The following is a 23,202-nucleotide window of genomic DNA, read 5'->3' as shown; positions in this document are numbered from 1 at the left end:
GATTTCCTCCTCCTCGGTCGGCGCTGGTGGCCGACTCGTCCGCAATTTACTACGGTGGACCCCGTGGAAAACAAGTCCCGGGTCCCGGCTCTCGGTCCGGCGCCGGTCCGCGGCTCCGCGCGCCCGCTGTCCGGGCCACGCAGCACGGTCCTCGAGATCCTGCAGCGCTCGACCGGGCCACGGACGATCGCCGGCCTCGCCGACGAGCTCGGCCTGCATCCCAACACCGCCCGCGAGCACCTCGACGGGCTGGTCGCCCAGGGGCTGGCGACCCGCGAGCAGGCTCCGGCACAGGGCCGTGGACGGCCCGCATGGCGATACACGGCGGCGGCCGACCTGCTCGAGGCCGATCCCCGTGTCCGGGACTACGCCGGGCTCGCCGCGGCCCTCGCCGGTCATCTGGCGCGCACCTCCCCCGACCCGGCCGCGGACGGCTTGGCGGCCGGCCGCGAATGGGGCGCGACCCTGGTCGACAGCCGCTCTCCGCGGCCGTCGGGCCCGGGTGCGACGGCCCGGCACCGGGTGGTCGACCTGCTCGACGAGCTGGGCTTCGCGCCGGACGCCGACCCGGCGGCCACCACGGTCGCCCTCCGCCGCTGCCCGCTGCTGGACGCCGCCCGCCAGTACCCGCAGGTCGTCTGCCAGGTGCACCTCGGCATCGTCCGGGGCGCACTGGAGCGCCACGGCGGCGATCCCGAACCCACCGCCCTGCTGCCCTTCGCCGAGCCGGGCGCGTGCCGTCTCCACCTGGACACTGGATCCGAGCCGGTCCCCCGGGGAACGCAGCGATGACCCAGCGGACGGCGGAGCGCGCCTCCGCCGGCCCGGTCCCCGCTCCCGGGACGCGGACGGCCCCGGGGTCGCCCGGCTCCCGGCAGCTCCTCGGGCGCCTGCTGCTCCTGCTGCCCGGCGGCGTGGCACTGCTGGCCGGGCTCGATGCCGCCCTCATCCTGCTGGGGCTGCCCGCCCCGCTGCGGTTGGACCGGCTGCCGCAGGTGCACGGCATGCTCCTGGTGCTCGGGTTCGTCGGCACCCTCGTGGCCCTCGAACGGGCCGTCGCGCTGAATCGTCCCTGGGGCTTCCTCGCGCCCGCCGGACTGGGGGCCGGGGCGCTGCTGCTGATCTCGTCGCTGCCGCTGTTCGTCGGCGCCGGGTCACTGGTGGTGGGTTCGGCAGCGCTCACCGCCGTCTACGTGCCGCTGTGGCGGCGGCAACCGGCCGGGGCCGTGGCGGTGCAGGCGCTGGGTGCCGTGCTGGCGACCGGTGCCGCCCTGCTCTGGCTCGGCGGGGTGCCGGTGCCGAGGCTGCTGCCGTGGCTGGCCGGCTTCCTCGTGCTGACCATCGGCGGGGAACGGCTGGAGCTGGCGCGGGTGGGCGTCCTGACGCCCCGCGCCGAGAACGGGGCGGTGGCCCTGGCGGCCGGCGTCGCGGCGGGGGCGCTGGCGTCCCTGGTGTGGCCCGCCGCCGGTTCGCCGGTGCTCGGTGCGTCGGTCGTGGGCCTGGCCGGCTGGCTGCTGCGGTACGACGTGGCCCGCCACACCGTGCGGTCGACGGGGCTCCCCCGGTTCATGGCCTGTTGCCTGCTCGCCGGTTACGCCTGGCTGTCCCTCGCCGGTGCCGTGTGGGTGCTGGTCGGACCGGTGGGCAGCGGCGCGGGTTACGACGCCGTCGTGCACGCCGTCTTCCTCGGCTTCGTGCTGTCGATGGTGATGGCGCACGCACCGGTCATCCTGCCCGCGGTGCTGCGCCGGCCGCTCCCCTACCGGCCCGTGATGTACGGCCCGGCCCTCCTGCTGCACGCCTCGCTCGTGCTGCGGGTGGTGGTGGGGGACGCGCGTGGCGTGGCCTGGGGCTGGCAGGTGGGCGGCGCGCTGAACATCGTCGCGGTCCTGCTGTTCGTCGCGGTCGCGATCTGGTCCGTCGCCACCGCTCGCGGCCCGCGGGGCGCTACCCGATGAGCAACCGGCCGGGCGCCGCCCGCGGGTTCTGGCCGCTGCGCGACCTGCCGGTGCCGCTGTGGCTGATCGCAGCGCTCGTCGTCGCGCTCGCCCATCCCCTGTTCCCGGCGCCGCGCTGGCTGCTCATCCACCTGCTGCTGCTCGGGGCGGTGAGCCACGCGATCCTCGTCTGGAGCCGCCACTTCGCCGACGCCCTGCTGCACACCGCGCCCCGGGACGGCGACCGGCGGCGGCAGTCGGCCCGGCTGGTGCTGCTCGATGCCGGCGCGCTGCTGGTGTTCATCGGCGTCGTCGGGGCCGTCTGGCCGGTCACCGTGGCCGGCGCCGCCGGCGTCGCCACCGCGGTCGTCTGGCACGGCGCGGCGCTCGCGGCGCAGGTGCGACGTGCGCTGCCGGGCCGGTTCCGGTCGACCGTCCGCTACTACGTCGCGGCCGCGTGCTTCCTGCCCGTCGGCGCGCTGCTCGGCACCCTGCTCGCCCGCGGGCTGGGGGGTCTGCACGACCGCGCGCTGCTGGCCCATGCGGTGATCAACGTGCTCGGGTGGATGGGGCTGACGGTCGTCGGCACCCTGGTGACGCTGTGGCCGACCATGCTGCGCACCCGGATCGCCGACGGAGCCGAGCGAGCGGCCCGGCGTGCCCTGCCCGTCCTGGTGGTCGGGATCGTCGTGGCCGCGGGTGGCGCCCTGGCCGGTTCCCGCGCGGTCGCTGCCCTGGGTCTCGCCGGCTACGTCGGCGGCCTGGGCATGGTCGCCGGAGTGCTGGTCGAGACGTCGCGCCGGCGACCGCCGTCCGCGTACCCGACCTGGTCGGTCGCCGCCGGTCTCCTGTGGCTCACCGGGTGCCTGACCGCGGCAGCCGCCGGGGTGGCCACCGCCGGGTCCTGGGCGCAGGCGGGCGAGCGGTTCACGTGGTTCACCCCGTTCCTCGCCGCGGGCTTCGGCGCCCAGGTGCTGCTCGGCGCGCTGTCCTACCTGGTGCCGGTGGCCCTCGGCGGCGGCGCGGTGCCGGTGCGTGCGGCGAACGCGGTCCTGGACCGCGGCGGGGCGTTCCGGATCGCCCTGGTGAACGCGGGCCTCCTCGTGTGCGTCCTGCCCGTGCCGAGCCTGGTGCGCGTGTCCTGCTCGGTGCTGGTGCTCGGAGGCCTGGGGAGCTTCATCCCGCTGCTCTTTCTCGCCATCCGCGCCGCCCGCAGGGCGACGGCGCCCTCGCCGGACGAGGTGCCCGCACCCCCATCAGCCCCCGCGGTCGTCGCGCCGGCGGCTGCGCAGCGCCGGCTCGGCGCCGCCGTGGCCGGTCTCGCCGCCGTCCTGCTCGCGGCCGCCGGCGGGGTGGCCGCCGATCCGACGGCCCTGGGCGTGGCGACCGCCGCGGGTGCCGACGTCGCGGCCACCGGGCACACCACCACCGCGCAGGTCCGGATCGAGGGGATGCACTTCGTCCCCGACGTCATCGAGGTGCCGGTGGGCGACCGGTTGGTCGTGGCGCTCACCAACGGCGGCGACCAGGCCCACGACCTGGTGCTCGCCAACGGAGCCCGCACGGACCGTCTGGCACCGGGCGGTCGGACCCACCTGGACGCCGGCGTCATCGGCGGCGACCTGGACGGCTGGTGCTCGATCGTCGGGCACCGCCAGGCGGGGATGCAGCTGCAGGTGCGCGCGGTGGGCGCCGCGGCGGCCCCGGGCCCGACCGCCACCGCGCATCACGGCGCGGCGGCGGAGGGCCCCTCGGCCGCCGAGGACATCGATCCGGCGGCAGAGCCCGGACCCGGGTTCACCGCCTACGATCCGCTCCTTCCGCCGGTCGGCGAAGGGACGACTCACCGAATCACCCTGCCCGTCACCGACGTCGAACGCGAGGTCGCTCCGGGCGTCCGGCAGACGCTGTGGACGTTCGGGGGCAGCGCCCCTGGCCCGACCCTGCACGGCCGGATCGGCGACGTCTTCGAGGTGACCCTCGTCAACGACGGCTCGATCGGGCACTCCATCGACTTCCACGCCGGGGCGCTGGCCCCCGACGGGCCCATGCGGACGATCTCGCCCGGGGAGTCGCTGACCTACCGGTTCACCGCCACCCGCAGCGGCATCTGGATGTACCACTGCTCGACGATGCCAATGTCGCTGCACATCGCCAACGGGATGTTCGGCGCGGTGGTGATCGACCCTCCGGACCTGGCGCCGGTCGACCGCGAGTACCTCCTGGTGCAGTCGGAGATGTACCTGGGCCCGCAGGGGGGCACCGCGGATCCGGTCCGGGTTGCCACCGGCGACCCGGACCTGGTCGTCTTCAACGGCTACGCGCGGCAGTACGACGCGGCGCCGCTGACGGCTCGGACCGGTCAGCGGGTACGGATCTGGGTTCTGGCCGCCGGGCCGAACCGCGGCACGTCCTTCCACGTCGTCGGGGGCCAGTTCGACACGGTGTACCGGGAGGGCGCCTACGACCTGCGCGCGGCGGCCGGCGACACCGGCGGCAGCCAGTCGCTGGGTCTGCTGCCCGCCCAAGGTGGCTTCGTCGAGCTGACCTTTCCCGAGCCGGGCAGCTATCCCTTCGTGACCCATGCGATGTCGGACGCCGAGCGCGGTGCGCACGGGGTGTTCCGGGTGACGCCGTGAGCGAGGCGGTCGCCCGGGTCGGGCGGGACGCTGGGGAATGCGCGCGGGAACTCGTAAGGTCCGGACCACGAGCCACGCGGAGGAGGCACCGTGCAGGGGAAAGACGACACGGCTGACGGGCCGGGCGACCCGGACCGGGTGAGGTCCGGTCCACGGGTGCTCGTGGTGGTGGAGAGCAAGCACGGGTCGACCCGGGGGATCGCCGAGGCGTTGGCCCGCGACCTGGCCGACAGCGCCGCCGGCCGCTCGGTCGGCCTGACCGCCGTCGCCATCTCCGTGGAGCAGCAGCCCGACCCGACGGCCTTCGACGTCGTCGTGCTGGGGAGCGCCGTCTACGCAGGCCGCTGGCTGGAGCCCGCCCGGCAGTTCGCGAGCAGCCACATCACCCCGCTGCGGTCACGCCCCGTGTGGCTGTTCTCCAGCGGGCCGATCGGGCAGCCGCCGTTCCCCCCGGACGAACCCCACGATGCCCAGCCCATCGGCGCCATGCTGGCCGCCCGTGGGCACCGCGTCTTCCCCGGGCGCCTGGACAAGGACCTGTTGTCGGTCGGCGAGCGAGCCATGGTGACGGCGATGCGCGCTCCGCTGGGCGACTTCCGCGACTGGGGACTGGTGCGGTCGTGGGCCGAGGAGATCGCCTCCGCCATCGCCCAGGACGCCACTTCGGCTCCTGCCCGCGACCCGCACTGAGCCCTGGGCCCTGGGCCCTGGGCCCTCAGAGAGCCGGGTCTGCCTCGTCGAGGTCGTCGAGTCCGTCGTTGTCCCCCTCGCCGTCCTGGACATTGTCGAGCGCCTCACGCACGACGGCCGCCGCCAGTCCGCTGCCGTATCCCTTGCGGGCCAGCATGCCCACCAGCCGACGGGACGCCGTGGCCCGGTCGAGACGCCGCATGCTCGCGACGCGACGCTCCACCAGCCGCTGCGCCGCGGCGCGTTCGTCCTCGTCGTCGACGGTCTCGACGGCTTCGGCGGCGACCTCCGGGTCGACGCCCTTGGCGCGGAGCTCGGCGGAGAGTGCGCGACGGGCCAGCCCGCGGCCGGCCTGCCGCGAGCTCACCCAGGCCCGCGCGTAGGCGGCGTCATCGATCAGTCCCACCTCGGTGAAGCGGTCGAGCACTGTCTCCGCCGCGTCGTCCGGAACACCGCGCTGGGCGAGCAGGTCAGCCAGCTGCTGCCGCGTCTTGGGTGCGCCGGTGAGCGCACGCAGGCAGATGCCCCGCGCGACGGACTCCGGGTCGCCCATGTCGTCCTCCGGCGACCCCGCCACGACGTCCGGGTTCAGGGGATCGTCGTGCGAGGTCGCCGGCCGCCGCGGACGCGAGCCGAAGCTCGACCTCGGCCGGCGGGTGGACGACCGGTCGGTCATCGGGCGGCTCAGAAGTCGGTCGGCGCGGCCGGGGCGACGGGCGCGTCGAGCGTGGCACCGATGCCGAGCTTCTCCTTGATCTTCTTCTCGAGCTCGTCGGCGAGGTCGGGGTTGTCCTTCAGGAAGTTGCGCGAGTTCTCCTTGCCCTGACCCAGCTGGTCGCCGTCGTACGTGTACCAGGCGCCGGACTTCTTGACGAAGCCCTGCTCGACGCCGACGTCGATGAGGCCGCCCTCGCGGCTGAAACCCTGACCCCAGAGGATGTCGAGCTCGGCCTGCTTGAACGGCGCGGCGACCTTGTTCTTGACGACCTTGATGCGGGTACGGCTACCGACGGCGTCGGTGCCCTGCTTGAGGGTCTCGATGCGGCGCACGTCGAGGCGGACCGACGAGTAGAACTTCAGCGCGCGACCACCGGTGGTGACCTCGGGCGAGCCGTAGACGACGCCCACCTTCTCGCGCAGCTGGTTGATGAAGATCGCCGTCGTGCCCGAGTTGCTCAGGGCGCCGGTGATCTTGCGCAGCGCCTGGCTCATGAGGCGGGCCTGCAGACCGACGTGACTGTCGCCCATCTCGCCCTCGATCTCGGCGCGCGGCACCAGCGCGGCCACCGAGTCGATGACGAGGATGTCGAGCGCGCCCGAGCGGATCAGCATGTCGGCGATCTCGAGCGCCTGCTCACCGGTGTCGGGCTGGCTGACCAGCAGGGCGTCGGTGTTCACCCCGATGGCGCGGGCGTACTCGGGGTCAAGCGCGTGCTCGGCGTCGATGAATGCGGCGATGCCGCCGGCGGCCTGCGCGTTGGCCACGGCGTGCAGCGCGACCGTGGTCTTGCCGGAGGATTCGGGGCCGTAGACCTCGACGACCCGTCCGCGCGGCAGGCCGCCGATGCCGAGCGCGATGTCGAGGGCGATCGAGCCGGTCGGGATGACCTTCATGGCCACCTCGGGGCTGTCACCCAGGCGCATGACGGAGCCCTTGCCGAACTGCTTGTCGATCTGGGCGAGGGCCATGTCGAGGGCCTTGTCGCGGTCGAGCGTTGCCATGATGGCCACCTTCGAAGTTCTGGGGAAGTTGTCGGGAACGACGCTAGGACGGGGGTCCGACAATTCCGGGGCCCCGGCGGATCTGTGGAGAACGGATCTGGCTGTGGACGCCACTGTAGGACGAACAGGTGTTCGATCGCCAGGTCGACACGCCGCCCCACCCCGGCCGCCCCACCAGCCCCGCGGGGAGTGCTGGGTCAGCGCTCCCTGACCGGCACGTCGTACTCCTCGCAGATGGCCAGCCAGACCTTGCGGACCGGGACCCCGGCGTCGATCGCCTCGACGGCGCTGCGCCCGCCGAGGGCGGAGAAGATGTGGTCGCGCGCAACGCCATAGGCACGCATCGGCCCGAACTGACCGTCGAGCCGGGACCAGAACTCCTGCAGGCGCACCACCCGACGCTAACCCGGGGCCGCCCTCGCGCGCCGCATCCCTCCTAGTCTCGGACCATGATTCCCGGCACGGGTTCGCCGACGCTGGACGTGGTGCTGCAGATCGCGATCGCCCTGGCGCTGATCGTGTCCGTCGTCCTGCTGATCAAGAACTTCCGGGACCGCTGAGCCGGACGTCCCTCAGCCACACGCCGACCAGTGGCAGGACGAGCAGGGCCGACACCGCCGACACCAGCCCGAACCCGCCGACGGCGAGCAGCGGCCCCCCGATCGCCCCGGCCACCGCGGCGCCCAGCCCCATCAGCAGGTCGGTGCCGCCCTGCGCCGTCGGGCGCAGCTCCATCTCCACGGACTCCGTCACGAGGGTGGAGCCGGCGATCAGACCGCAGGACCAGCCGAGACCGAGCAGCAGCAGCCCCGCGCCGAGCTGCACCGCAGCGCCCGGTGGCGCGGTTCCGGCCAGGGCGGCGGCGGCAAGCAGCAGGCCCGCCCCCACGGCCACCGTCGTCCGTCGGCCGAACCGGTCGGCCAGCCAGCCGATCAGCGGCGAGAAGAGGTACATGCCCGCCACGTGCACGCTGATGACCAGGCCGATGATCCGCAGCGTCGTCCCCTCCGGGCCGCCGGCGTGCCCCATGTGCACCGGCGTCATGACCATCACGCCGACCATGACGGAGTGCGAGACGACCACGGCGGTCAGGCCCAGCCGCCCGTCCGGCGACGACCACACCGCACGGACGGCGGCCCCCGTGGCCCCGCGCCGACGGACACGCGCACCGCCGCTGCCCAGCCGGCGGGCGAGCAGCAACGGGTCCGGGCGCAGCAGGGTCAGCACCGCGAGGCCGACCAGCACGAAAACCGCCGCCGAGACGGCGTAGGCGCCCCCCAGAACGGGCAGCCCCAGGGAGGCGCCGAGGTCGGCGCCCGGGCCGGCCAGGTTGGGTCCGAGCACCGAGCCGATCGTCGTCGCCCACACCACCAGCGACAGATCCCGTCCGCGGTGCTCCGGCGCGGAGAGATCCGCCGCGGCGTAGCGCGCCTGCAGGCCGCACGCCGACGCCGCCCCGAAGCCGAACAATCCGACGAGCAGCAGGGGGAGGGAGGACAGCGTGGCGGCCACGATCGCCAGGAGCGCCCCCAGGACCGCGACCGCGTACCCGGAGGCGAGCCCTGCCCGCCGGCCCCACCGATCGCTGATGCCGGCCAGGGGCACCGCGATCACGGCGGCACCCAGGACGCCCGCCGTCTGCCCCAGTCCCGACGCGGAGTCGGTGCCGGCGACGTCGCGGGCGAGCAGGCCGCCGACGGTGACGCCGACGGTCACCCCGAGCCCGGCGAGGGCGACGCTGCCGCTGAGGACGCCGACCGTCCGGCGCTGGACGACGTCCCGGTCGACGTCCGGAATCGTGGTCACAGGCCCAGGGAGCGGCCGATGATCTCCTTCATGATCTCGTTCGTGCCGCCGTAGATCGACTGGACCCGCGCGTCGCGCCAGGCCTTCGAGACCGGGTACTCGTCCATGTAGCCGTAGCCGCCGTGCAGCTGCAGGCAGCGGTCGGCGACCTTGTTCTGCAGCTCCGTCGTCCAGTACTTGGCCATCGACGCGTCGACCGCCGTGAGCTCCCCGCTGTTGAGCTGCCGCACGCACTCGTCGACGAACGTGCGGGCGATCGTCGTCTCGGTGTGCAGCTCCGCCAGCACGAACCGCGTGTTCTGGAAGGAGGAGACCGGGCGCCCGAACGCCGTGCGACCGGTGACGTACTCGCGGGTGTGCGCCAGCACCGTCTCGGCCGAGGCCACCGCGCCGACGGCGATCGACAGCCGCTCCTGCGGCAGGTTCTCCATCAGGTGGTAGAAGCCGCGGTTCTCGGTGCCGAGCAGGTTCTCGGCCGGGACCCGCACGTCGTCGAAGAACAGCTCGGCCGTGTCCTGCGCCTTCAGACCGATCTTGTCGAGGTTCCGGCCGCGGCGGAAGCCGGGCATGTCCCGCTCGACGACCAGCAGGCTGATGCCCTTGGACCCGGAGGCGTCCGGATCGGTCTTCGCGACGACGATGACCAGGTCGGCGTTGATGCCGTTGGTGATGAACGTCTTCGACCCGTTCAGCACCCAGTCGTCGCCGTCGTTGCGGGCCGTCGTCCGGATGCCCTGCAGGTCACTGCCGGCACCGGGCTCGGTCATCGCGATCGCGGTGATCAGCTCTCCCCTGGTGAAGCCGGGCAGCCACCGCTTCTTCTGCGCGTCGGTGGCCAGGTCGCGCAGATAGGGGCCGACGACGTCGTTGTGCAGCCCGAATCCGACCCCGCTCGCGCCGATGCGGGTCATCTCCTCGTCGAGGACGGCGTTGTAGCGGAAGTCGCGCACCCCGCCGCCGCCGTACTCCTCCTCGACGTCCATGCCGAGCAGGCCCTGCGCGCCCCCGGAGAGCCACACCTCCCGCGGAACGATCCCGTCCTTCTCCCACTGCGGGTGGAACGGAACGACGGTCTTCTCGGCCCAGGCCCGGACCATGGCACGGAAGTCGTCGTGCTCGGCCGCGTAGAGGGAGTGGCGCATGCCGCGCATCCTGCCCGAGCCGCCCTGTTCCGCGACGGGCGGCCGACCAGTACCCCCCGCCCCCGATCAATCGCACAGGTGACGCACAGGGAGCTGTCAGAAAGCCGCACCGCCCGGTAGCTTTTCGTCCTCGCGAACGGGGGGACCCATGACCTGCACCGTGACGGTGGGCCGGCTCAGCACGATCGTCGCCGTGATCGGCACGATCGTTCTCGGGACACTCGGGCCGGCCCAGGCGGCGACGGTCGTCGCCTCGTGGAGCATGAACGACACCGGCGGCACCATGGCCGACGCAACGGGACGGGGGCACACCGGAACGCTGCACAACGTGGCGGTCGGCCAGCCGGGTGTCTCGGGGACGGCGTACGGGTTCACCAGGAAGGCTGCCTACGTGACGGTGCCGTCCTCACCCGACTTCTCCCCCGGCGCCGGCAACTTCCGGTTCACCCTGAGCGTCCGCTTCGGCGCCCCACCCTCCGCGGCGGTGGCCGACTTCGACCTCCTGCGGCGCGGGCTGTCCTCGACACCGGGCGGCGACTTCAAGGCGGAGATTCTCAGCTCCGGTCGCGCTTTCTGCTTCTACCGCGGCAGCGCTGGAGCGGTCTCCCTGATCGCGGGGCCCAACCTGGCCGACAACCGGTGGCACAAGATCACGTGCGCTCGGGTGAACGAATCGGTCGTGCTCACGGTGGATGCGACGTCGTGGAGCAAGGCAGGGCGGATCGGTTCGATCACGAACTCCGAGAGCGTCTTCATCGGGGCGAAGAACAGTGCCGGGGAGGACCAGTTCACTGGTCTGATGGATGCGGTGTCCGTCACCAAGGGCTGATCGGGGCACCGGCGGACTGTCGTACCCCCGTGGACACTGGACGGCGTGTCCGCACTCGACCGGTTCTCCGAGGCCACCCGCGCGTGGTTCACCGGTGCCTTCCTGCGGCCGACGCCCGCCCAGGACGGCGCGTGGGATGCGATCAGCAGCGGTGAGCACGCTCTCGTCGTCGCACCCACCGGCTCCGGCAAGACCCTCGCCGCGTTCCTCTGGTCGCTCGACCGGCTGGCCGCGGCTCCCCCGCCCGCCGACGAGCAGCACCGGTGCCGCGTCCTCTACGTCTCGCCGCTGAAGGCGCTGGCGGTCGACGTCGAGCGCAACCTGCGCGCGCCGCTCACCGGTATCGGCCAGGCCGCCGCCCGGCTCGGGCTGACCCGGCCGGAGATCCGCGTCGGCATCCGCTCCGGTGACACCCCCGCCGACGAACGACGCGCGATGGCCCGCCGGCCGCCGGACATCGTGATCACCACCCCCGAGTCGCTGTTCCTGCTGCTGACCAGCTCGGCCCGGGAGGCGCTGCGGGGTATCGAGACCGTGATCGTCGACGAGGTGCACGCCGTCACCGACAGCAAGCGCGGCGCGCACCTGGCGGTCTCCCTCGATCGGCTCGACGAGCTCCTCGACCGCCCCGCCCAACGGATCGGGCTCTCCGCCACTGTGCGCCCGATCGAGGAGGTCGCCACCTATCTGGCCGGGGGCCGGCCGGTGCGGATCGTGGCACCGCCGTCGCAGAAGGAGTGGGACCTCTCGGTCGTCGTCCCGGTCGAGGACATGAGCGAGCTGGGCCAGCCGACCGGCGAGCTGGAGGGGTCGGCCGCCGGCAACCAGCCACGGACGTCGATCTGGCCGGCGGTCGAGGAGCGGGTGCTCGACCTGGTCCAGGCGCACCGCAGCACGATCGTGTTCGCCAACTCCCGGCGGCTGGCCGAACGGCTGACCAGCCGGCTCAACGAGCTGGCCTACGAGCGGGCGACCGGTGAGACGGTCCCGCCGGGCACCAACGCCGCCGCGCTCATGGCGCAGGCCGGCTCGGGCGGCGGCATCCCCGAGGGCATCCAGCCGGTGGCAGCGGCGCACCACGGCTCGGTGTCGCGAGAGCAGCGGACGATCGTCGAGGAGGCGCTGAAGTCCGGCCGGTTGCCCGCGGTCGTGGCGACCTCCAGCCTCGAGCTCGGCATCGACATGGGCGCGGTCGACCTCGTCGTCCAGGTGGAGGCGCCGCCGACCGTCGCCTCGGGGCTGCAGCGCGTCGGCCGGGCCGGCCACCAGGTGGGCGCGGTCAGCCGCGGGGTGCTGTTCCCGAAGTTCCGTGGCGACCTCGTGCAGTGCGCGCTGGTGGCCGAGCGGATGAAAGCCGGCGCGATCGAGTCGATCCGCTACCTGCGCAACCCGCTCGACGTCCTGGCCCAGCAGATCGTCGCCATGGTCTCCGAGCGGCCGCGGACCGTCGACGAGGTCGCCGAGGTCATGCGACGGTCGGCCGCCTTCTCCTCGTTGCCCGACTCGGCGCTGCACGGCGTCCTCGACATGCTCGCCGGCCGCTACCCGTCCGACGCGTTCGCCGAGCTGCGGCCCCGGCTGACCTGGGACCGGGTCACCGACACCCTCACCGCCCGGGCAGGCGCCCAGCGGCTGGCGGTCACCAGCGGCGGCACGATCCCCGACCGCGGCTTGTTCGGCGTCTTCCTCGTCGGCTCGGAAGGGACCGGCGGACGGCGGGTCGGTGAGCTCGACGAGGAGATGGTCTACGAGTCACGGGTGGGCGACGTGTTCCTGCTCGGCTCGTCGTCCTGGCGGATCGAGGACATCACCCACGACCGCGTGCTGGTCACCCCCGCACCCGGGCAGCCCGGGAAGATGCCGTTCTGGCACGGCGACTCGCAGGGGCGCCCACTGGAGCTCGGCCGGGCACTCGGCGCGTTCCTCCGCGAGGTCGGCTCGGCCACGCCGGAGGCCGGCCTGGAGCGGGCCCGGGCAGCGGGGCTCGACGAGTGGGGTGCGGCCAACCTGCGGGCGTACCTCGCGGAGCAGAAGGCGGTGACCGGCCACCTGCCCGACGACCGGACGCTGCTGGTCGAGCGGTTCCGCGACGAGCTCGGCGACTGGCGGCTGGTCGTCCACTCCCCCTTCGGCGCGCAGGTCAACGCCCCGTGGGCACTGGTCCTCGCCGCTCGGCTCCGCGAGCGCTACGGGGTGGACGTCGCCTCCATGCACTCCGACGACGGCATCGCGCTGCGGCTGCCCGACACCACCGGTGAGCCGCCCGAGGCCGACCTCGCCGTCCTCGACCCGGACGACGTGGAGCGCGAGGTCACCGCCGAGGTCGGCAGCTCGGCACTGTTCGCCAGCCGGTTCCGGGAGTGCGCCGCGCGGGCCCTGCTGCTCCCCCGCCGCGACCCCCGGCGGCGTACGCCGCTGTGGCAGCAGCGGCAGCGCGCGGCCCAGCTGCTCTCGGTGGCCAGCGAGTTCTCGTCCTTCCCGATCACCCTCGAGGCGGCCCGCGAGGTGCTGCAGGACGTGTACGACGTCCCGGGGCTCGTCGAGCTGATGCGGGACGTGCGCTCGCGCAAGGTTCGCGTCGTCGACGTGCAGACCGACAGCGCCTCACCGTTCGCGCAGTCCCTGCTGTTCGGCTACGTGGGCCAATTCCTCTACGAGGGCGACGCCCCGCTGGCCGAGCGGCGTGCCCAGGCGCTGGCCCTGGACACCGGCCTGCTCGCCGAGCTGCTCGGCCGCTCCGAGCTGCGCGAGCTGCTGGACGGCCAGGCCCTGACCGAGGTCGAGGCCGAGCTCCAGCGGCTGCCGGTGCAGCGGCATCCCCGGGACGTCGACGGCGCCTCCGACCTGCTGCGCGGCGTCGGGGACCTCACCGCCGCCGAGGCGGCGGCGCGCGGGGTGTCGCAGGAGTGGCTGAACCAGCTCGTGGACGCCCGGCGCGCCCTGGTCGTGCGGATCGCCGGCGAGGAGCGCTACGTCGCCATCGAGGACGCCGGGCGGCTGCGGGACGCGCTCGGCACCGCCCTGCCGGTCGGGGTTCCCGAGGTCTTCACCGAGCCCGTGGCCGATCCGCTCGGTGACCTGGTCGGCCGGTACGCCCGCACGCACGGCCCCTTCCAGCCCCCCGAGGTGGCGGCTCGGTTGGGGCTGGGGGTCGCGGTCGTGACCGCCACCCTGCAGCGGCTCACCGCGACAGGCCGGCTGGTCGCCGGCGAGTTCCGGCCGGGCGGCAGCGGCCAGGAGTGGTGCGACGCCGAGGTGCTCCGCTCGATCCGGCGGCGCAGCCTGGCGAAGCTGCGCCAGGAGGTCGAGCCGGTGCCCATCGGCACCCTGGCGCGCTTCACGCCTTCCTGGCAGGGAGTCGGCGGGCGGATGCGCGGCACCGACGGCGTGCTGGCCGTCGCCGAGCAGCTGGCCGGGGCACTGGTGCCCGCCAGCGCCCTGGAGACCCTCGTGCTGCCGGCTCGGGTGCGTGACTACTCCCCCGCGATGCTCGACGAGCTGACCAGCGCCGGCGAGGTGCTGTGGGCCGGTGCCGGCGGTCTGCCGGGGGGCGACGGCTGGATCAGCCTGGTGCCGGCCGACCTCGCTCCACTGCTGCTGCCCGAACCGCTGGACGTGCCCGAGGGCGCCGGCCCGATCCTCGAGCAGCTCGCCGGTGGGCAGGCGCTGTTCTTCCGGGGGCTGTCCGACCTCGTGGGCGCCACCGACGACACCGCGATGGCCGACCTGATCTGGGACCTCGTCTGGGCCGGGGTGCTCACCAACGACACCCTCGCCCCGCTGCGCACCCGGCTGGCCGGCGGCGGCACGCATCGCAGCAAGCCCGCCGCGCCCCGCGCCCGAGCCGGCGTCTCCCGCTACGGACGCGGGCGGCTGGGACGCCCGGCCATGCCGACCCGGACAGGGCCGCCGACGGTGGCCGGACGGTGGTCCCGGCTGCCCGATCGCGAAGCGAACGCCACCCGCCGGACGACGGCGCGCACCGAGGCGCTGCTGGAACGGCACGGTGTTCTCACGCGGGGCGCGGTCATGGCCGAGCAGGTGGTCGGCGGCTTCCCGGCCGTCTACCCGGTGCTGCGGGCCTTCGAGGAGAACAACCGCGCCCGACGCGGCTACTTCGTCGAGACCCTCGGCGCCGCTCAGTTCGGGACGCCCGGCTCCATCGACCGGCTGCGCACCTTCGCCTCACCCGACCGCGTCCCGGGCGGCGCGGTCGTGCTGGCCGCCACTGATCCGGCGAACGTCTACGGCGCGGCGCTGCCGTGGCCGGAGCGGCCGGCCGCGGGTGACCCGGAGGCGATCGACGTCGGGGAGGGCACCGCAGCCACCGCCAGGACGTCGGGCCACCGCGCCGGGCGGAAGGCCGGCGCGCTGGTCGTCCTGGTCGACGGGGAACTGGTGCTCTACGTCGAGCGCGGTGGCAAGACGCTGCTGTCGTGGACCGAGGACGAGCACGTGCTCAAGGAGGCCGCCACGGCGCTGTCCAGCGCGGTGTCGGCGGGCGCGCTGGGGCGGATGGTCGTCCAGAAGGCCGACGGCGCGAGCGTGCACGAGTCGACCCCGCTGTCCGCGGCGCTCCAGGCAGCCGGATTCGCCGCCACCCCGCGCGGCCTCCGCCTCCGGGCCTGACCTCGCTCCTGGGGTGTCATGGACGCTTCCGGGGTCCTGCCCGACTCCCGGAGCGTGCACAACACTCCAGGAGCGATGGCCTCAGCGGGTCGGGTGCAGCCAGCGGGCGAACAGGCGGGTCAGCGCCGGCATCAGCACATGTCCCAGAAGCAGCACCACGATGACCGCCGACAGCAGCAGCCGCGCCTCGAGCGGCCAGCTCCCCAGGTGCGGGAACACGAACAGCTGCAGCGGCGAGGTGATCGCGAAGACCGCGACGATCGTCAGCACGGTCATCCGCCAGCGCGGGCCGGGCGTCGCCGAGCGGGTGAAGAAGCTCTCCAGTCCCGCGACGCGGTTGTAGCGCTCGTCGTCCACCATGGTCTCGACGTGCGCGAGCGCTGCCCGCCGCTCGGACGAGCGCTCCCAGGCGGCCAGCGACTCGTCGTCCTCGAAGCGGTAGACCAGGTGGTACTCGAAGCTGTCCGGGCCCGGGTGCAACAACGAGGCGCCCAGGTTGCCGGGGAAGCTCGCCGCGACCCCCAGGACGTCGTCCGCCCACCTCTCGAAGGCCTCACGCTGGTCGGGTCGCACGACCCGGGCCACCGTCACGGTGACCGGCTCGGCCGGCGGGGTGGACACCTCGGCGCCGAAGGCGGCACGCAGACGCAGGGGAACGCTCACGCGACGATGCAGCGCTGCCGGCGCTGCTGGTCATCCCCGTTGTCGGCCGACTCACACCGTGGGGACAAGGGAGACTGAGCGCGTGCCCGAGGGAGACACGGTCTGGCTGGCCGCGCAGCGGATGAACACCGCGCTGGCGGGCGGCACGCTGCGCCGGGGCGAGTTCCGCATCCCCCAGCTGGCCACCCTCGACCTGACCGGCGCGGGCGTCCGGGAGGTCGTCCCCCGCGGCAAGCACCTGCTGATCCGGCTGGACGACGGCCGCACGCTGCGCACCCACTTCCGCATGGACGGCAGCTGGCACATCTACCGGCCGGGAACGAAGTGGCACGGCGGTCCGGCCTACGACATCCGACTGGTCCTCGCCACCGACGACTGGGAGTGCGTCGGCTACCGGCTGCACGATATCGATGTCGTCCCCACCGCCGAGGAGGACCGGCTGGTCGGGCACCTCGGCCCCGACGTGCTCGGGCCCGACTGGAACCTGGACGAGGCGCTGCGCCGCATGCACGAGCACCCGGAGGAGCAGATCGGCGTGGCGCTGGTCGACCAGCGCAACCTCGCCGGCGTGGGCAACCTCTACAAGGTCGAGTCGCTGTTCATCCGGGGTGTGCATCCCTGGACGCGGGTCGCCGACGTCACCGACCTGGACCGGCTGGTCGAGCGGGCCCGTGCGCTCATGCGGGCCAACCTGCACCACCCCGAGCAGAACACGACGGGCGATCCCCGCCGGGGCCGCGACCACTGGGTGTTCGGCCGGAAGGGCAAGCCGTGCTTCCGCTGCGGTACCCCGATCCTGCTCGGCGAACAGGGGCCGCCGACCCAGGAGCGGGTCACGTGGTGGTGCCCGACGTGTCAGGCGGCCGGCTCGCCCATCGACCCGCAGGCCCGCACCGGCGAGCCCGACCACCCCCGGCCGCTCACGGTCCGCTGAGCAGGGTCAGCGGCGGCGCGGTCGCCGATCAATCCTGGTCCACCCAGAAGGTGTCGTGCCGGAGGAAGAACGCCGTCCAGTCGTCCTCGCCCATGGCCTCGCGCCGGGCGGCGTCGGCGAGCGTCTCGAAGTAGTCCTCGCGCGGTGCACCGGGGGTGAACAGGAGGAGCATCGAGGCCGCCTCCCCCGACTCGTTGCGGAAGCCGTGCACCCCGCCGATCGGCACGTGGAAGAAGTCGCCGGGCCCGGCGTCGCGCCAGCCGCGCCCGTCGTGCAGCCGCACCGCGCCGCTCAGCACGTAGAACGACTCGGTGATGCCGCGGTGGAAGTGGGGCGACGGCCCCGAGGGCCGCGGCCCCATCTCCCAGCGGTACAGCCCGAAGGCACCGCCGGTTGTCTCGCCGGTCGCGAGGTAGTGAGCGGCTGCACCCCCGCCCATGGGCAGCTCGGCGGGCGTGGCCGCGCCCCGGATCCAGGCGCTCGCCTCCCCCGCCGAGCCGGTGTAGCTGGGCGGGGGGTACTCCGGACCGGACATCGGGACGACCGGCGCGGGATCAGGCGGTGGTGTCGGGACGCTCGGCCGGCTGGGCGTCGCGCTGCTCGGTGGCCGGCTGCTGCACCGGCGGCACGCCCTGCTCGATGGCCTGCGCCTGGCTGCCCTCGACCGCCGCGGGACCGGCGCTCATCGATGCACGGATCTGGTCCAGCCGCGAGGCGCCGGCGACGTCGAGGGTCGCCTTCTGCACCTCGATCATCCGACCCTCCACCGAGGTCTGGGCGAGCTCGGCTTGCCCCAGCGCGTTGGCGTAGCGGCGCTCGATCTTGTCGCGGACCTCCGTCAGGCTCGGGGTGTTGCCCGGTGCGGAGAGCTCGTTGACCTGCCGCATCGACGCGGCCACGTGCTCCTGCATCTTGGCCTGCTCCAGCTGGCTCATCAGCTTGGTGCGCTCGGCCAGCGTGGTCTGCAGGCGCATCCGGCTCTGCTCCACCGCGCCGCGCGCCTGCTCAGCGGCCTGCAGGGCCTCGTCGTGGCTGCGCTTGAGGTCCTCCATCGACTGCTCGGCGGCGACCAGCTGGGTGGCGAACGCCTGCGCGGCGTTCTCGTACTCGGCCGCCTTGGCCGCGTCACCGCCGGCGCGGGTCTTGTCGGCGAGCACCAGCGCCTGGCGGGCGGACGACTGCAACTTCTCCACCTCGCCGAGCTGCCGGTTGAGCCGCATCTCCAGCTGCCGCTGATTGCCCAGGACCGCGGCCGCCTGGTTCGCGAGGGCGGCGTGCCGGTTCTGCTCGGCCTCGATCGCCTGCGCGATCTGGATCTTCGGGTCGGCACGCTGGTCGATCTGGGCGTTGGCGGAGGCCGTGAGGTACTTCCACAGCTTCACTAGCGGGTTGGGCATGGGTCCTCCTGCTCCGGCGCAGCGGCCGGCCCGGTGATGCTCGTCGGTCCCATCGTCCCAGGTGATCGTGCCCCGTAGCCAACGCGGCCCACCGGTTCCCGCCACTAGGGTCTTCGCCGTGCCCACAGGCGACCCGATGCTCTGCGTCCTCGGCGAACTGGTCGTCGACCTGATCCCCGTGCCCGGCGCCGGCGCCGGGCCGGAGGGCACCGCGCCGCAGTACGTCGCCCGCCCGGGCGGGAACGCGCTCAACGTCGCCGTCGCGGCGGGCCGGCTCGGGGCACCCGTGCGGCTGCTCGCCCGGGTCGGCACCGGGCCGCTCGCCCCCCACCTCCGCCGGCACGCGGAGCTCTCCGGCGTCGACCCGGGCGGGTTCGTCGAGGCCGACGAGCCGGTGAGCCTCGCCGTCGTCGGCCTGGCGCCCGACGGCTCCGCCGACTACGGCTTCCACGTCCTGGGGGCCGCCGACTGGCAGTGGACCGACGACGAGATCGCCCACGTCGTGCCGGCCGCGACGGCGATCCTGCACGTCGGCTCGATCTCCAGCTGGACCGCACCCGGCTGCGAGGCGATCGCCCGCCTGGTGGAGCAGCTCTCCGCCGGGGGGAGCGCGCTGATCAGCGTCGACCCGAACGTCCGCCCGATGCTCGCCGACGGTCCGGTCGGCTGGTCACTCGGCAACACGGCCGAGATCGTCCGTGCGCGGCTGGACCGGCTCGTCGACTCCGCGGACATCGTGAAGGTCAGCGCGGAGGACCTGGCCTGGCTCGAGCCCGGGACGACGTCGGCCGGTGCGCTCGACGCCGCCGCCCGCGCCTGGGCCGAGCGCGGGCCGGCCCTGGTTCTGCTCACCGACGGCGGAGCACCCTTGCGGATCGCGCGCCCCGGTCACGCCGTCCTGCACTGGCGGACGCCGCGGGTGGCCGTCGTCGACACCGTCGGCGCCGGGGACTCCCTGGCAGCCGGCCTGCTCACCGGGCTGCTGAAGTCCGGGGTGACCGACCGGGCGGCGCTCGCGGCCCTGCCCGACGAGGAACTGCTCCGCCTGGTGGACGACGCCGCCCTGGTCGCCGCGCTCAACTGCACCCGGGTCGGCGCCGACCCGCCCACCCTGGCCGAGCTCGCGGCCGCCCGAGCGGACCGTTGACGGCGCCGGACGGCATCGGCATCGTCGGCTTCGCGGAGCTCTCCGCGACCGCGGCGCGGGCACGGCTGCTGGACGCCCATGACCGGTTCTGGGACGTCGACACCCGGGCGCTGCACGAGCCGGTCTGGTTCCACCAGTTCGGCGGCTTCGGTGCGGTGGCCCGCACGCCCGGAGGCGAGGACGTCGGCTACGTCCTCGGCGTGGTCACCGCCGACCGTCTCGCCTACCTGCACCTGCTCGCCGTGCGGGAGGACCACCGACGCGCGGGCCTGGCCCGGCGCCTGTGCGGCTGGTTCGACGACCTCGCGGTCAGCACCGGCGCCCGCGTCGTGCAGGCGGTCGTCGCGCCGGAGAACGCGGCTGCGCTGGCGTTCTTCCGCGCGCTCGGCGTCAGCGAGCACCTGTCGGCGGACCACGAGGGCCCGGACGCGGACCGCGTGGTGCTCACGCGGTCGCTGCACTCCTGAGCATCAGCCGAGCGCTGCGGCGAGCCGCCCGGCCAGCCGGTGCCGCGTGCTCGACCGTCCGGGCTGCAGGACGACGCCCAGCAGCCACCGGCCGGCCAGTTCCGCGCCGTCGCCGTCCACGCGCAGCGCCGCACCCAGCCGCGCGGTCAGCTCGGCCCACCGTTCGGTGTCCACGGCGACCAGCGACATGAGGATCTCCGGTTCGGTCTCGGCCAGGCGCCGCAGCACCGGGTGGCCGCCGAGCTCGTCGGAGAGCGCAGCGAGACCCTGCTCGCGCGGCAGGGTCCCGGCCAGCGCGGTGAGCCGGTCGACCTCGAGCGCGAGCAGCGCGGAGGCGACCTCGTCCTTGGTCCGGAAGTGGTTGTACAGCGTCGCCTTGGCGACGCCCGCGGCCGCCGCGATCGACTGCATCGTGCTGCGCCGGAGCCCGTGCTCGGCGAACGCGCGGGCGGCACCGGCGAGCAGCCCGGCCCGGGTGCGGCTCATCGCGTTGCTGGCGCGCGTGTGCAACCCGGGCAGCATGCCCCTGTCTGGCACGGGACGAGACCCCGGTCAAGGACCCGGGTGGGAGTGTCGCGCCTCAGGCCGCCAGGGAGACGGTCTCGCCGCGGCGCAGGCCCGCGCGGGCGGGCGCGCCCACGAGGGCGAGCGCGGGCTCGGCCACCGGCTCGGCCGGGGCCGGCTGCTCGCCGGCCGGCTGGTCGTCGGTGGCGGGCGCGTCGGACGGCGCCGTCAGCGGGCGGACGGCGGCGCTGTCGATCCCGCGGAGCTGGAGGCTGACCTCGGCCAGCAGGTCGGCGAGCTCGAGCTCGAGGGCGTCGCAGATCGAGGCGAGGAGCTCGGAGGAGGCCTCCTTCTGCCCGCGCTCCACCTCGGAGAGGTAGCCGAGGCTCACCCGGGCCGCCCCGGAGACGTCGCGCAGCGTCCTGCGCTGGCTCAGCCGGTGGCCACGCAACGTGTGACCGAGCTGCGTGCGCAGCAGCGTCATGGCCGTCTCCTGTCCTGCGAGCTGGGAAGCGGCGGCGCCGCAGGCGGGCGCCGTGTGTTCACGGTACGCGGCGCGCAGCGCATCGGTCCGACCGACCGGCGCGCGTCCGCTGACGGCGTAACACCTGCGGCGGTCGACAGCTTCCCACTCACCCCAGCCTGGCCAGCAGCTCCTGCATCGCAGCCGCGACGGCCCCGGCGCGCACCGCGGGCCGGTCGCCGGGCAGGTCCAGCCCCACGACGTCAGTCCTGGCGGCGCTGGAGATCCCCAGGTACACCCGGCCCGGACCGTGCCCGTCGACCGGATCGGGCCCGGCGACCCCCGTCAGGCCGATGCCCCAGCTCGCCGCGCACCGGCGCCGGACGCCGTCGGCCAGCGCGCCCGCGGTCTCCGGGCTGACCGGACCGTGCGCGGCCAACAGGTCGACGGGCACGCCGGCCAGCGCGCTCTTCAGCTCGGTCGCGTAGACGACGACGCCGCCGCGGAGCGTGGCGCTCGCACCCGGAACGGTGGCCAGCGTCGCGCAGAACAGCCCCGCGGTCAGCGACTCGGCGGCGGCGACGGTCTCGCCCCGGGCGAGCAGCGCGCGGTGCAGGCGGGCGGGCAGATCGGCGTCCGGCACGTGCTCCATCCTGCCCGCGCAGCTGTACCTTCCCGGGTTCGGTCGCCCTCAATAGAGTGCGGTTCGGACATCCCTCCGGCGCACAGCTCCTTCTCGGGAGGCGTGGGATGCACATCGAAGCCCCGGCCTCGGTCCCGCACGTCGGCGTCCTGGGCGGACTCTTCCTGACCTGCGACGGACGGCGGGTCCCGGTGCCGCCCGGCAGCCGCCGCCTGCTCGCCTACCTCGCGCTGCACCCCGCGGGCGTCGACCGCCGCGTGGCCGCCGGCGTGCTCTGGCCGGACGTCGAGGACGGCCGGGCCGCGGGAAACCTGCGTTCGGCTCTGTGGCGACTGCAGCAGGTCGGCTGCCCCCTGGTGGTCGCCGAGCAGTCCTGGCTGGGCCTCGCCGAGGACGTCGAGGTGGATCTGGCCCACCTGGAGGCGTGGGCGAGCCGGGTACTCGCGCAGTCCCCCGCGCCCGGCGACCTCGGCGTCGATCCCGGCCCCATCGCCGAGGTCGAACTGTTGCCCGGCTGGTACGACGACTGGGTCCTCGCGGTCCGCGGGCGGTTGCAGTTGCGGCTGCTGCACGCGCTGGAGGCGCTCAGCCGGTTGCTCCGGCGGGCGGGCCGGCCGGCCGCGGCCGTCGAGGCGATGCACGTGGCGGTGCTCGCCGAGCCGCTCCGGGAGAGCGGGCAGCTGGCGCTGATCGAGGCCCACCAGGCCGCCGGCGACTGGATCGCCGCCCAGCGGCAGTACGACGCGTTCCGCAGCATCCTGCGCCGCGAGATCGGCGTGGAACCCAGCGCCGAGCTCACCGCCGCCGCGCGATCCCGCCTGGCCCCGTCCCGGGGCCCGCGCTGAGCTCGCGAAAGAAAACACCCCCTGCCCCCCGCCACTCGCAGGCTCGCGGCGGGACCCTGCAGGGGGACGTCCTCAGGCGGCGGTGTCCGAGCGCGCGCCGCTGGACCCGCTCGGCCCGGCGGCCCGCCGCGCGGCGGCGGCCCGCATGGCGCGGGCGCTGGTCTGACGCAGGGTCAGCGCGCGGTACACGTAGTCCAGCCCGGACAGGACGGTGAGGACGACGGCGACCGCCATCAGCCACCAGCGGCCGGTGGCCAGCCAGCCGTCCAGCGGCAGGATGTAGAAGCCGATCGCGAGCGCCTGGACGACGGTCTTGGCCTTGCCGCCGCGGCTGGCCGCGATGACCCCGTGCCGGATCACCCAGAAGCGCAGCAGCGTGACCCCGACCTCGCGGATCAGGATCGTGACGGTCACCCACCACGGCAGCAGCGCCAGGATCGACAGCCCGATGAGCGCCGTGCCCGTGAGCGCCTTGTCGGCGATGGGGTCGGCCAGCTTGCCGAACTCGGTCACCTGGCCGGTCCGGCGGGCGATCATGCCGTCGTAGCGGTCGGTGATGATCGCCAGCGCGAAGACCAGGGTGGCCCAGTAGCGGCCGCCCTCGTCCAGCCCGCCGTCCTGCAGGAGCAGCACCGCGAACAGCGGGACCACGGCCAGCCGGAGCACGGTGAGGGCGTTCGGCACGTTGACCAGCTTCACCGACGACGGCGGCGTGGCGGCCGGGTCCGGGGCGACGTCGGTCATG

22 protein-coding genes are annotated in these 23,202 nt (G+C 74.2%); 10 read left to right on the top strand and 12 right to left on the bottom strand.

The window, feature by feature from the left end; all coding sequences use genetic code 11:
* Positions 1-63: 63 nt before the first annotated feature.
* The 4 genes from AC2H4J_RS19625 (at position 64) to AC2H4J_RS19610 (ending at position 5,266) form a co-directional block, all read left to right on the top strand.
* Positions 64-792 (top strand): helix-turn-helix transcriptional regulator, encoded by a 729-nt coding sequence (locus AC2H4J_RS19625; protein ID WP_487466584.1) that lies wholly within the window; start codon positions 64-66, stop codon positions 790-792.
* On the top strand, positions 789-1,958 hold the full coding sequence (locus AC2H4J_RS19620) for a hypothetical protein (protein WP_487466583.1): 1,170 nt from the start codon (positions 789-791) through the stop codon (positions 1,956-1,958). Before AC2H4J_RS19625 ends, AC2H4J_RS19620 begins: the two co-directional genes overlap by 4 nt.
* Positions 1,955-4,576 (top strand): multicopper oxidase domain-containing protein, encoded by a 2,622-nt coding sequence (locus tag AC2H4J_RS19615; RefSeq protein WP_487466582.1) that lies wholly within the window; start codon positions 1,955-1,957, stop codon positions 4,574-4,576. The genes AC2H4J_RS19620 and AC2H4J_RS19615 overlap by 4 nt, the downstream gene beginning before the upstream one ends.
* 156 nt (positions 4,577-4,732) lie before the next feature.
* Positions 4,733-5,266 carry a flavodoxin domain-containing protein gene (locus AC2H4J_RS19610; protein WP_487466581.1) on the top strand — a complete coding sequence of 178 codons (534 nt, stop codon included), beginning with the start codon at positions 4,733-4,735 and terminating at the stop codon, positions 5,264-5,266.
* Between the two features lie 25 nt (positions 5,267-5,291).
* Here AC2H4J_RS19610 and AC2H4J_RS19605 read toward each other — a convergent pair whose 3' ends face one another.
* From AC2H4J_RS19605 to AC2H4J_RS19585, 5 genes are all read right to left on the bottom strand, one after another.
* The gene (locus tag AC2H4J_RS19605; protein WP_487466580.1) at positions 5,292-5,942 is read right to left on the bottom strand and encodes a regulatory protein RecX; all 651 of its coding nucleotides are present in this window, start codon (positions 5,940-5,942) and stop codon (positions 5,292-5,294) included.
* 8 nt (positions 5,943-5,950) lie between these two features.
* Positions 5,951-6,988 carry a recombinase RecA gene (recA, locus tag AC2H4J_RS19600; RefSeq protein ID WP_487466579.1) on the bottom strand — a complete coding sequence of 346 codons (1,038 nt, stop codon included), beginning with the start codon at positions 6,986-6,988 and terminating at the stop codon, positions 5,951-5,953.
* 197 nt (positions 6,989-7,185) lie between these two features.
* Positions 7,186-7,380 carry a DUF3046 domain-containing protein gene (locus AC2H4J_RS19595; protein WP_487466578.1) on the bottom strand — a complete coding sequence of 65 codons (195 nt, stop codon included), beginning with the start codon at positions 7,378-7,380 and terminating at the stop codon, positions 7,186-7,188.
* A 145-nt stretch (positions 7,381-7,525) separates the two neighbouring features.
* Complete coding sequence (locus AC2H4J_RS19590; protein ID WP_487466577.1) at positions 7,526-8,794, bottom strand: MFS transporter; 1,269 nt, start codon at positions 8,792-8,794, stop codon at positions 7,526-7,528.
* Positions 8,791-9,936 carry an acyl-CoA dehydrogenase family protein gene (locus AC2H4J_RS19585; protein ID WP_487466576.1) on the bottom strand — a complete coding sequence of 382 codons (1,146 nt, stop codon included), beginning with the start codon at positions 9,934-9,936 and terminating at the stop codon, positions 8,791-8,793. The genes AC2H4J_RS19590 and AC2H4J_RS19585 overlap by 4 nt, the downstream gene beginning before the upstream one ends.
* A 148-nt stretch (positions 9,937-10,084) precedes the next feature.
* Between AC2H4J_RS19585 and AC2H4J_RS19580 the strand changes: the two genes are divergently transcribed.
* Positions 10,085-10,765 carry a LamG domain-containing protein gene (locus tag AC2H4J_RS19580; protein ID WP_487466575.1) on the top strand — a complete coding sequence of 227 codons (681 nt, stop codon included), beginning with the start codon at positions 10,085-10,087 and terminating at the stop codon, positions 10,763-10,765.
* Between the two features lie 45 nt (positions 10,766-10,810).
* A complete protein-coding gene (locus AC2H4J_RS19575; protein WP_487466574.1) occupies positions 10,811-15,394 on the top strand; it encodes an ATP-dependent helicase in 4,584 nt (1,527 codons plus the stop codon).
* 81 nt (positions 15,395-15,475) lie between these two features.
* On the opposite strand, the gene AC2H4J_RS19570 is transcribed toward AC2H4J_RS19575, so the two are convergent.
* Positions 15,476-16,057: an antibiotic biosynthesis monooxygenase gene (locus tag AC2H4J_RS19570; RefSeq protein WP_487466573.1), complete on the bottom strand. Its 582-nt coding sequence runs from the start codon at positions 16,055-16,057 to the stop codon at positions 15,476-15,478.
* An 82-nt stretch (positions 16,058-16,139) separates the two neighbouring features.
* Here AC2H4J_RS19570 and AC2H4J_RS19565 point away from each other — a divergent pair, with 82 nt between their 5' ends.
* Entirely contained in the window at positions 16,140-16,991 is an 852-nt protein-coding gene (locus AC2H4J_RS19565; RefSeq protein WP_487466572.1) for a DNA-formamidopyrimidine glycosylase family protein, read from the top strand.
* Positions 16,992-17,019: 28 nt separating this feature from the next.
* On the opposite strand, the gene AC2H4J_RS19560 is transcribed toward AC2H4J_RS19565, so the two are convergent.
* Together AC2H4J_RS19560 and AC2H4J_RS19555 are read right to left on the bottom strand one after the other, a co-directional pair.
* Positions 17,020-17,526 (bottom strand): cupin domain-containing protein, encoded by a 507-nt coding sequence (locus tag AC2H4J_RS19560; protein ID WP_487466571.1) that lies wholly within the window; start codon positions 17,524-17,526, stop codon positions 17,020-17,022.
* A 19-nt stretch (positions 17,527-17,545) separates the two neighbouring features.
* Positions 17,546-18,388, bottom strand: a complete 843-nt coding sequence (locus tag AC2H4J_RS19555; RefSeq protein WP_487466570.1) for a PspA/IM30 family protein — start codon at positions 18,386-18,388, stop codon at positions 17,546-17,548.
* Between the two features lie 118 nt (positions 18,389-18,506).
* Between AC2H4J_RS19555 and AC2H4J_RS19550 the strand changes: the two genes are divergently transcribed.
* Both AC2H4J_RS19550 and AC2H4J_RS19545 read left to right on the top strand, forming a co-directional pair.
* Positions 18,507-19,535: a PfkB family carbohydrate kinase gene (locus tag AC2H4J_RS19550; RefSeq protein WP_487466569.1), complete on the top strand. Its 1,029-nt coding sequence runs from the start codon at positions 18,507-18,509 to the stop codon at positions 19,533-19,535.
* Entirely contained in the window at positions 19,532-20,002 is a 471-nt protein-coding gene (locus AC2H4J_RS19545) for a GNAT family N-acetyltransferase (RefSeq protein WP_487466568.1), read from the top strand. The genes AC2H4J_RS19550 and AC2H4J_RS19545 overlap by 4 nt, the downstream gene beginning before the upstream one ends.
* 3 nt (positions 20,003-20,005) lie before the next feature.
* Here AC2H4J_RS19545 and AC2H4J_RS19540 read toward each other — a convergent pair whose 3' ends face one another.
* From AC2H4J_RS19540 to AC2H4J_RS19530, 3 genes are all read right to left on the bottom strand, one after another.
* Positions 20,006-20,512: a TetR family transcriptional regulator gene (locus AC2H4J_RS19540; protein WP_487466567.1), complete on the bottom strand. Its 507-nt coding sequence runs from the start codon at positions 20,510-20,512 to the stop codon at positions 20,006-20,008.
* A 70-nt stretch (positions 20,513-20,582) separates the two neighbouring features.
* The gene (locus tag AC2H4J_RS19535) at positions 20,583-20,990 is read right to left on the bottom strand and encodes a helix-turn-helix domain-containing protein (protein WP_487466566.1); all 408 of its coding nucleotides are present in this window, start codon (positions 20,988-20,990) and stop codon (positions 20,583-20,585) included.
* A gap of 148 nt (positions 20,991-21,138) precedes the next feature.
* Positions 21,139-21,612, bottom strand: a complete 474-nt coding sequence (locus AC2H4J_RS19530) for a CinA family protein (protein ID WP_487466565.1) — start codon at positions 21,610-21,612, stop codon at positions 21,139-21,141.
* Positions 21,613-21,719: 107 nt separating this feature from the next.
* On the opposite strand from AC2H4J_RS19530, the gene AC2H4J_RS19525 reads away from it, so the two are divergent.
* Entirely contained in the window at positions 21,720-22,457 is a 738-nt protein-coding gene (locus AC2H4J_RS19525; protein WP_487466564.1) for an AfsR/SARP family transcriptional regulator, read from the top strand.
* A 72-nt stretch (positions 22,458-22,529) separates the two neighbouring features.
* Here the strand turns inward: AC2H4J_RS19525 and pgsA are convergent, their stop codons facing one another.
* A complete protein-coding gene (gene pgsA / locus AC2H4J_RS19520) occupies positions 22,530-23,201 on the bottom strand; it encodes a CDP-diacylglycerol--glycerol-3-phosphate 3-phosphatidyltransferase (RefSeq protein ID WP_487466563.1) in 672 nt (223 codons plus the stop codon).
* Between the last annotated feature and the right edge of the window lies 1 nt (position 23,202).

The sequence above is a fragment of the Blastococcus sp. OS1-29 genome (assembly GCF_057628075.1).
This window is presented reverse-complemented; position numbering and strand designations above follow the sequence as displayed.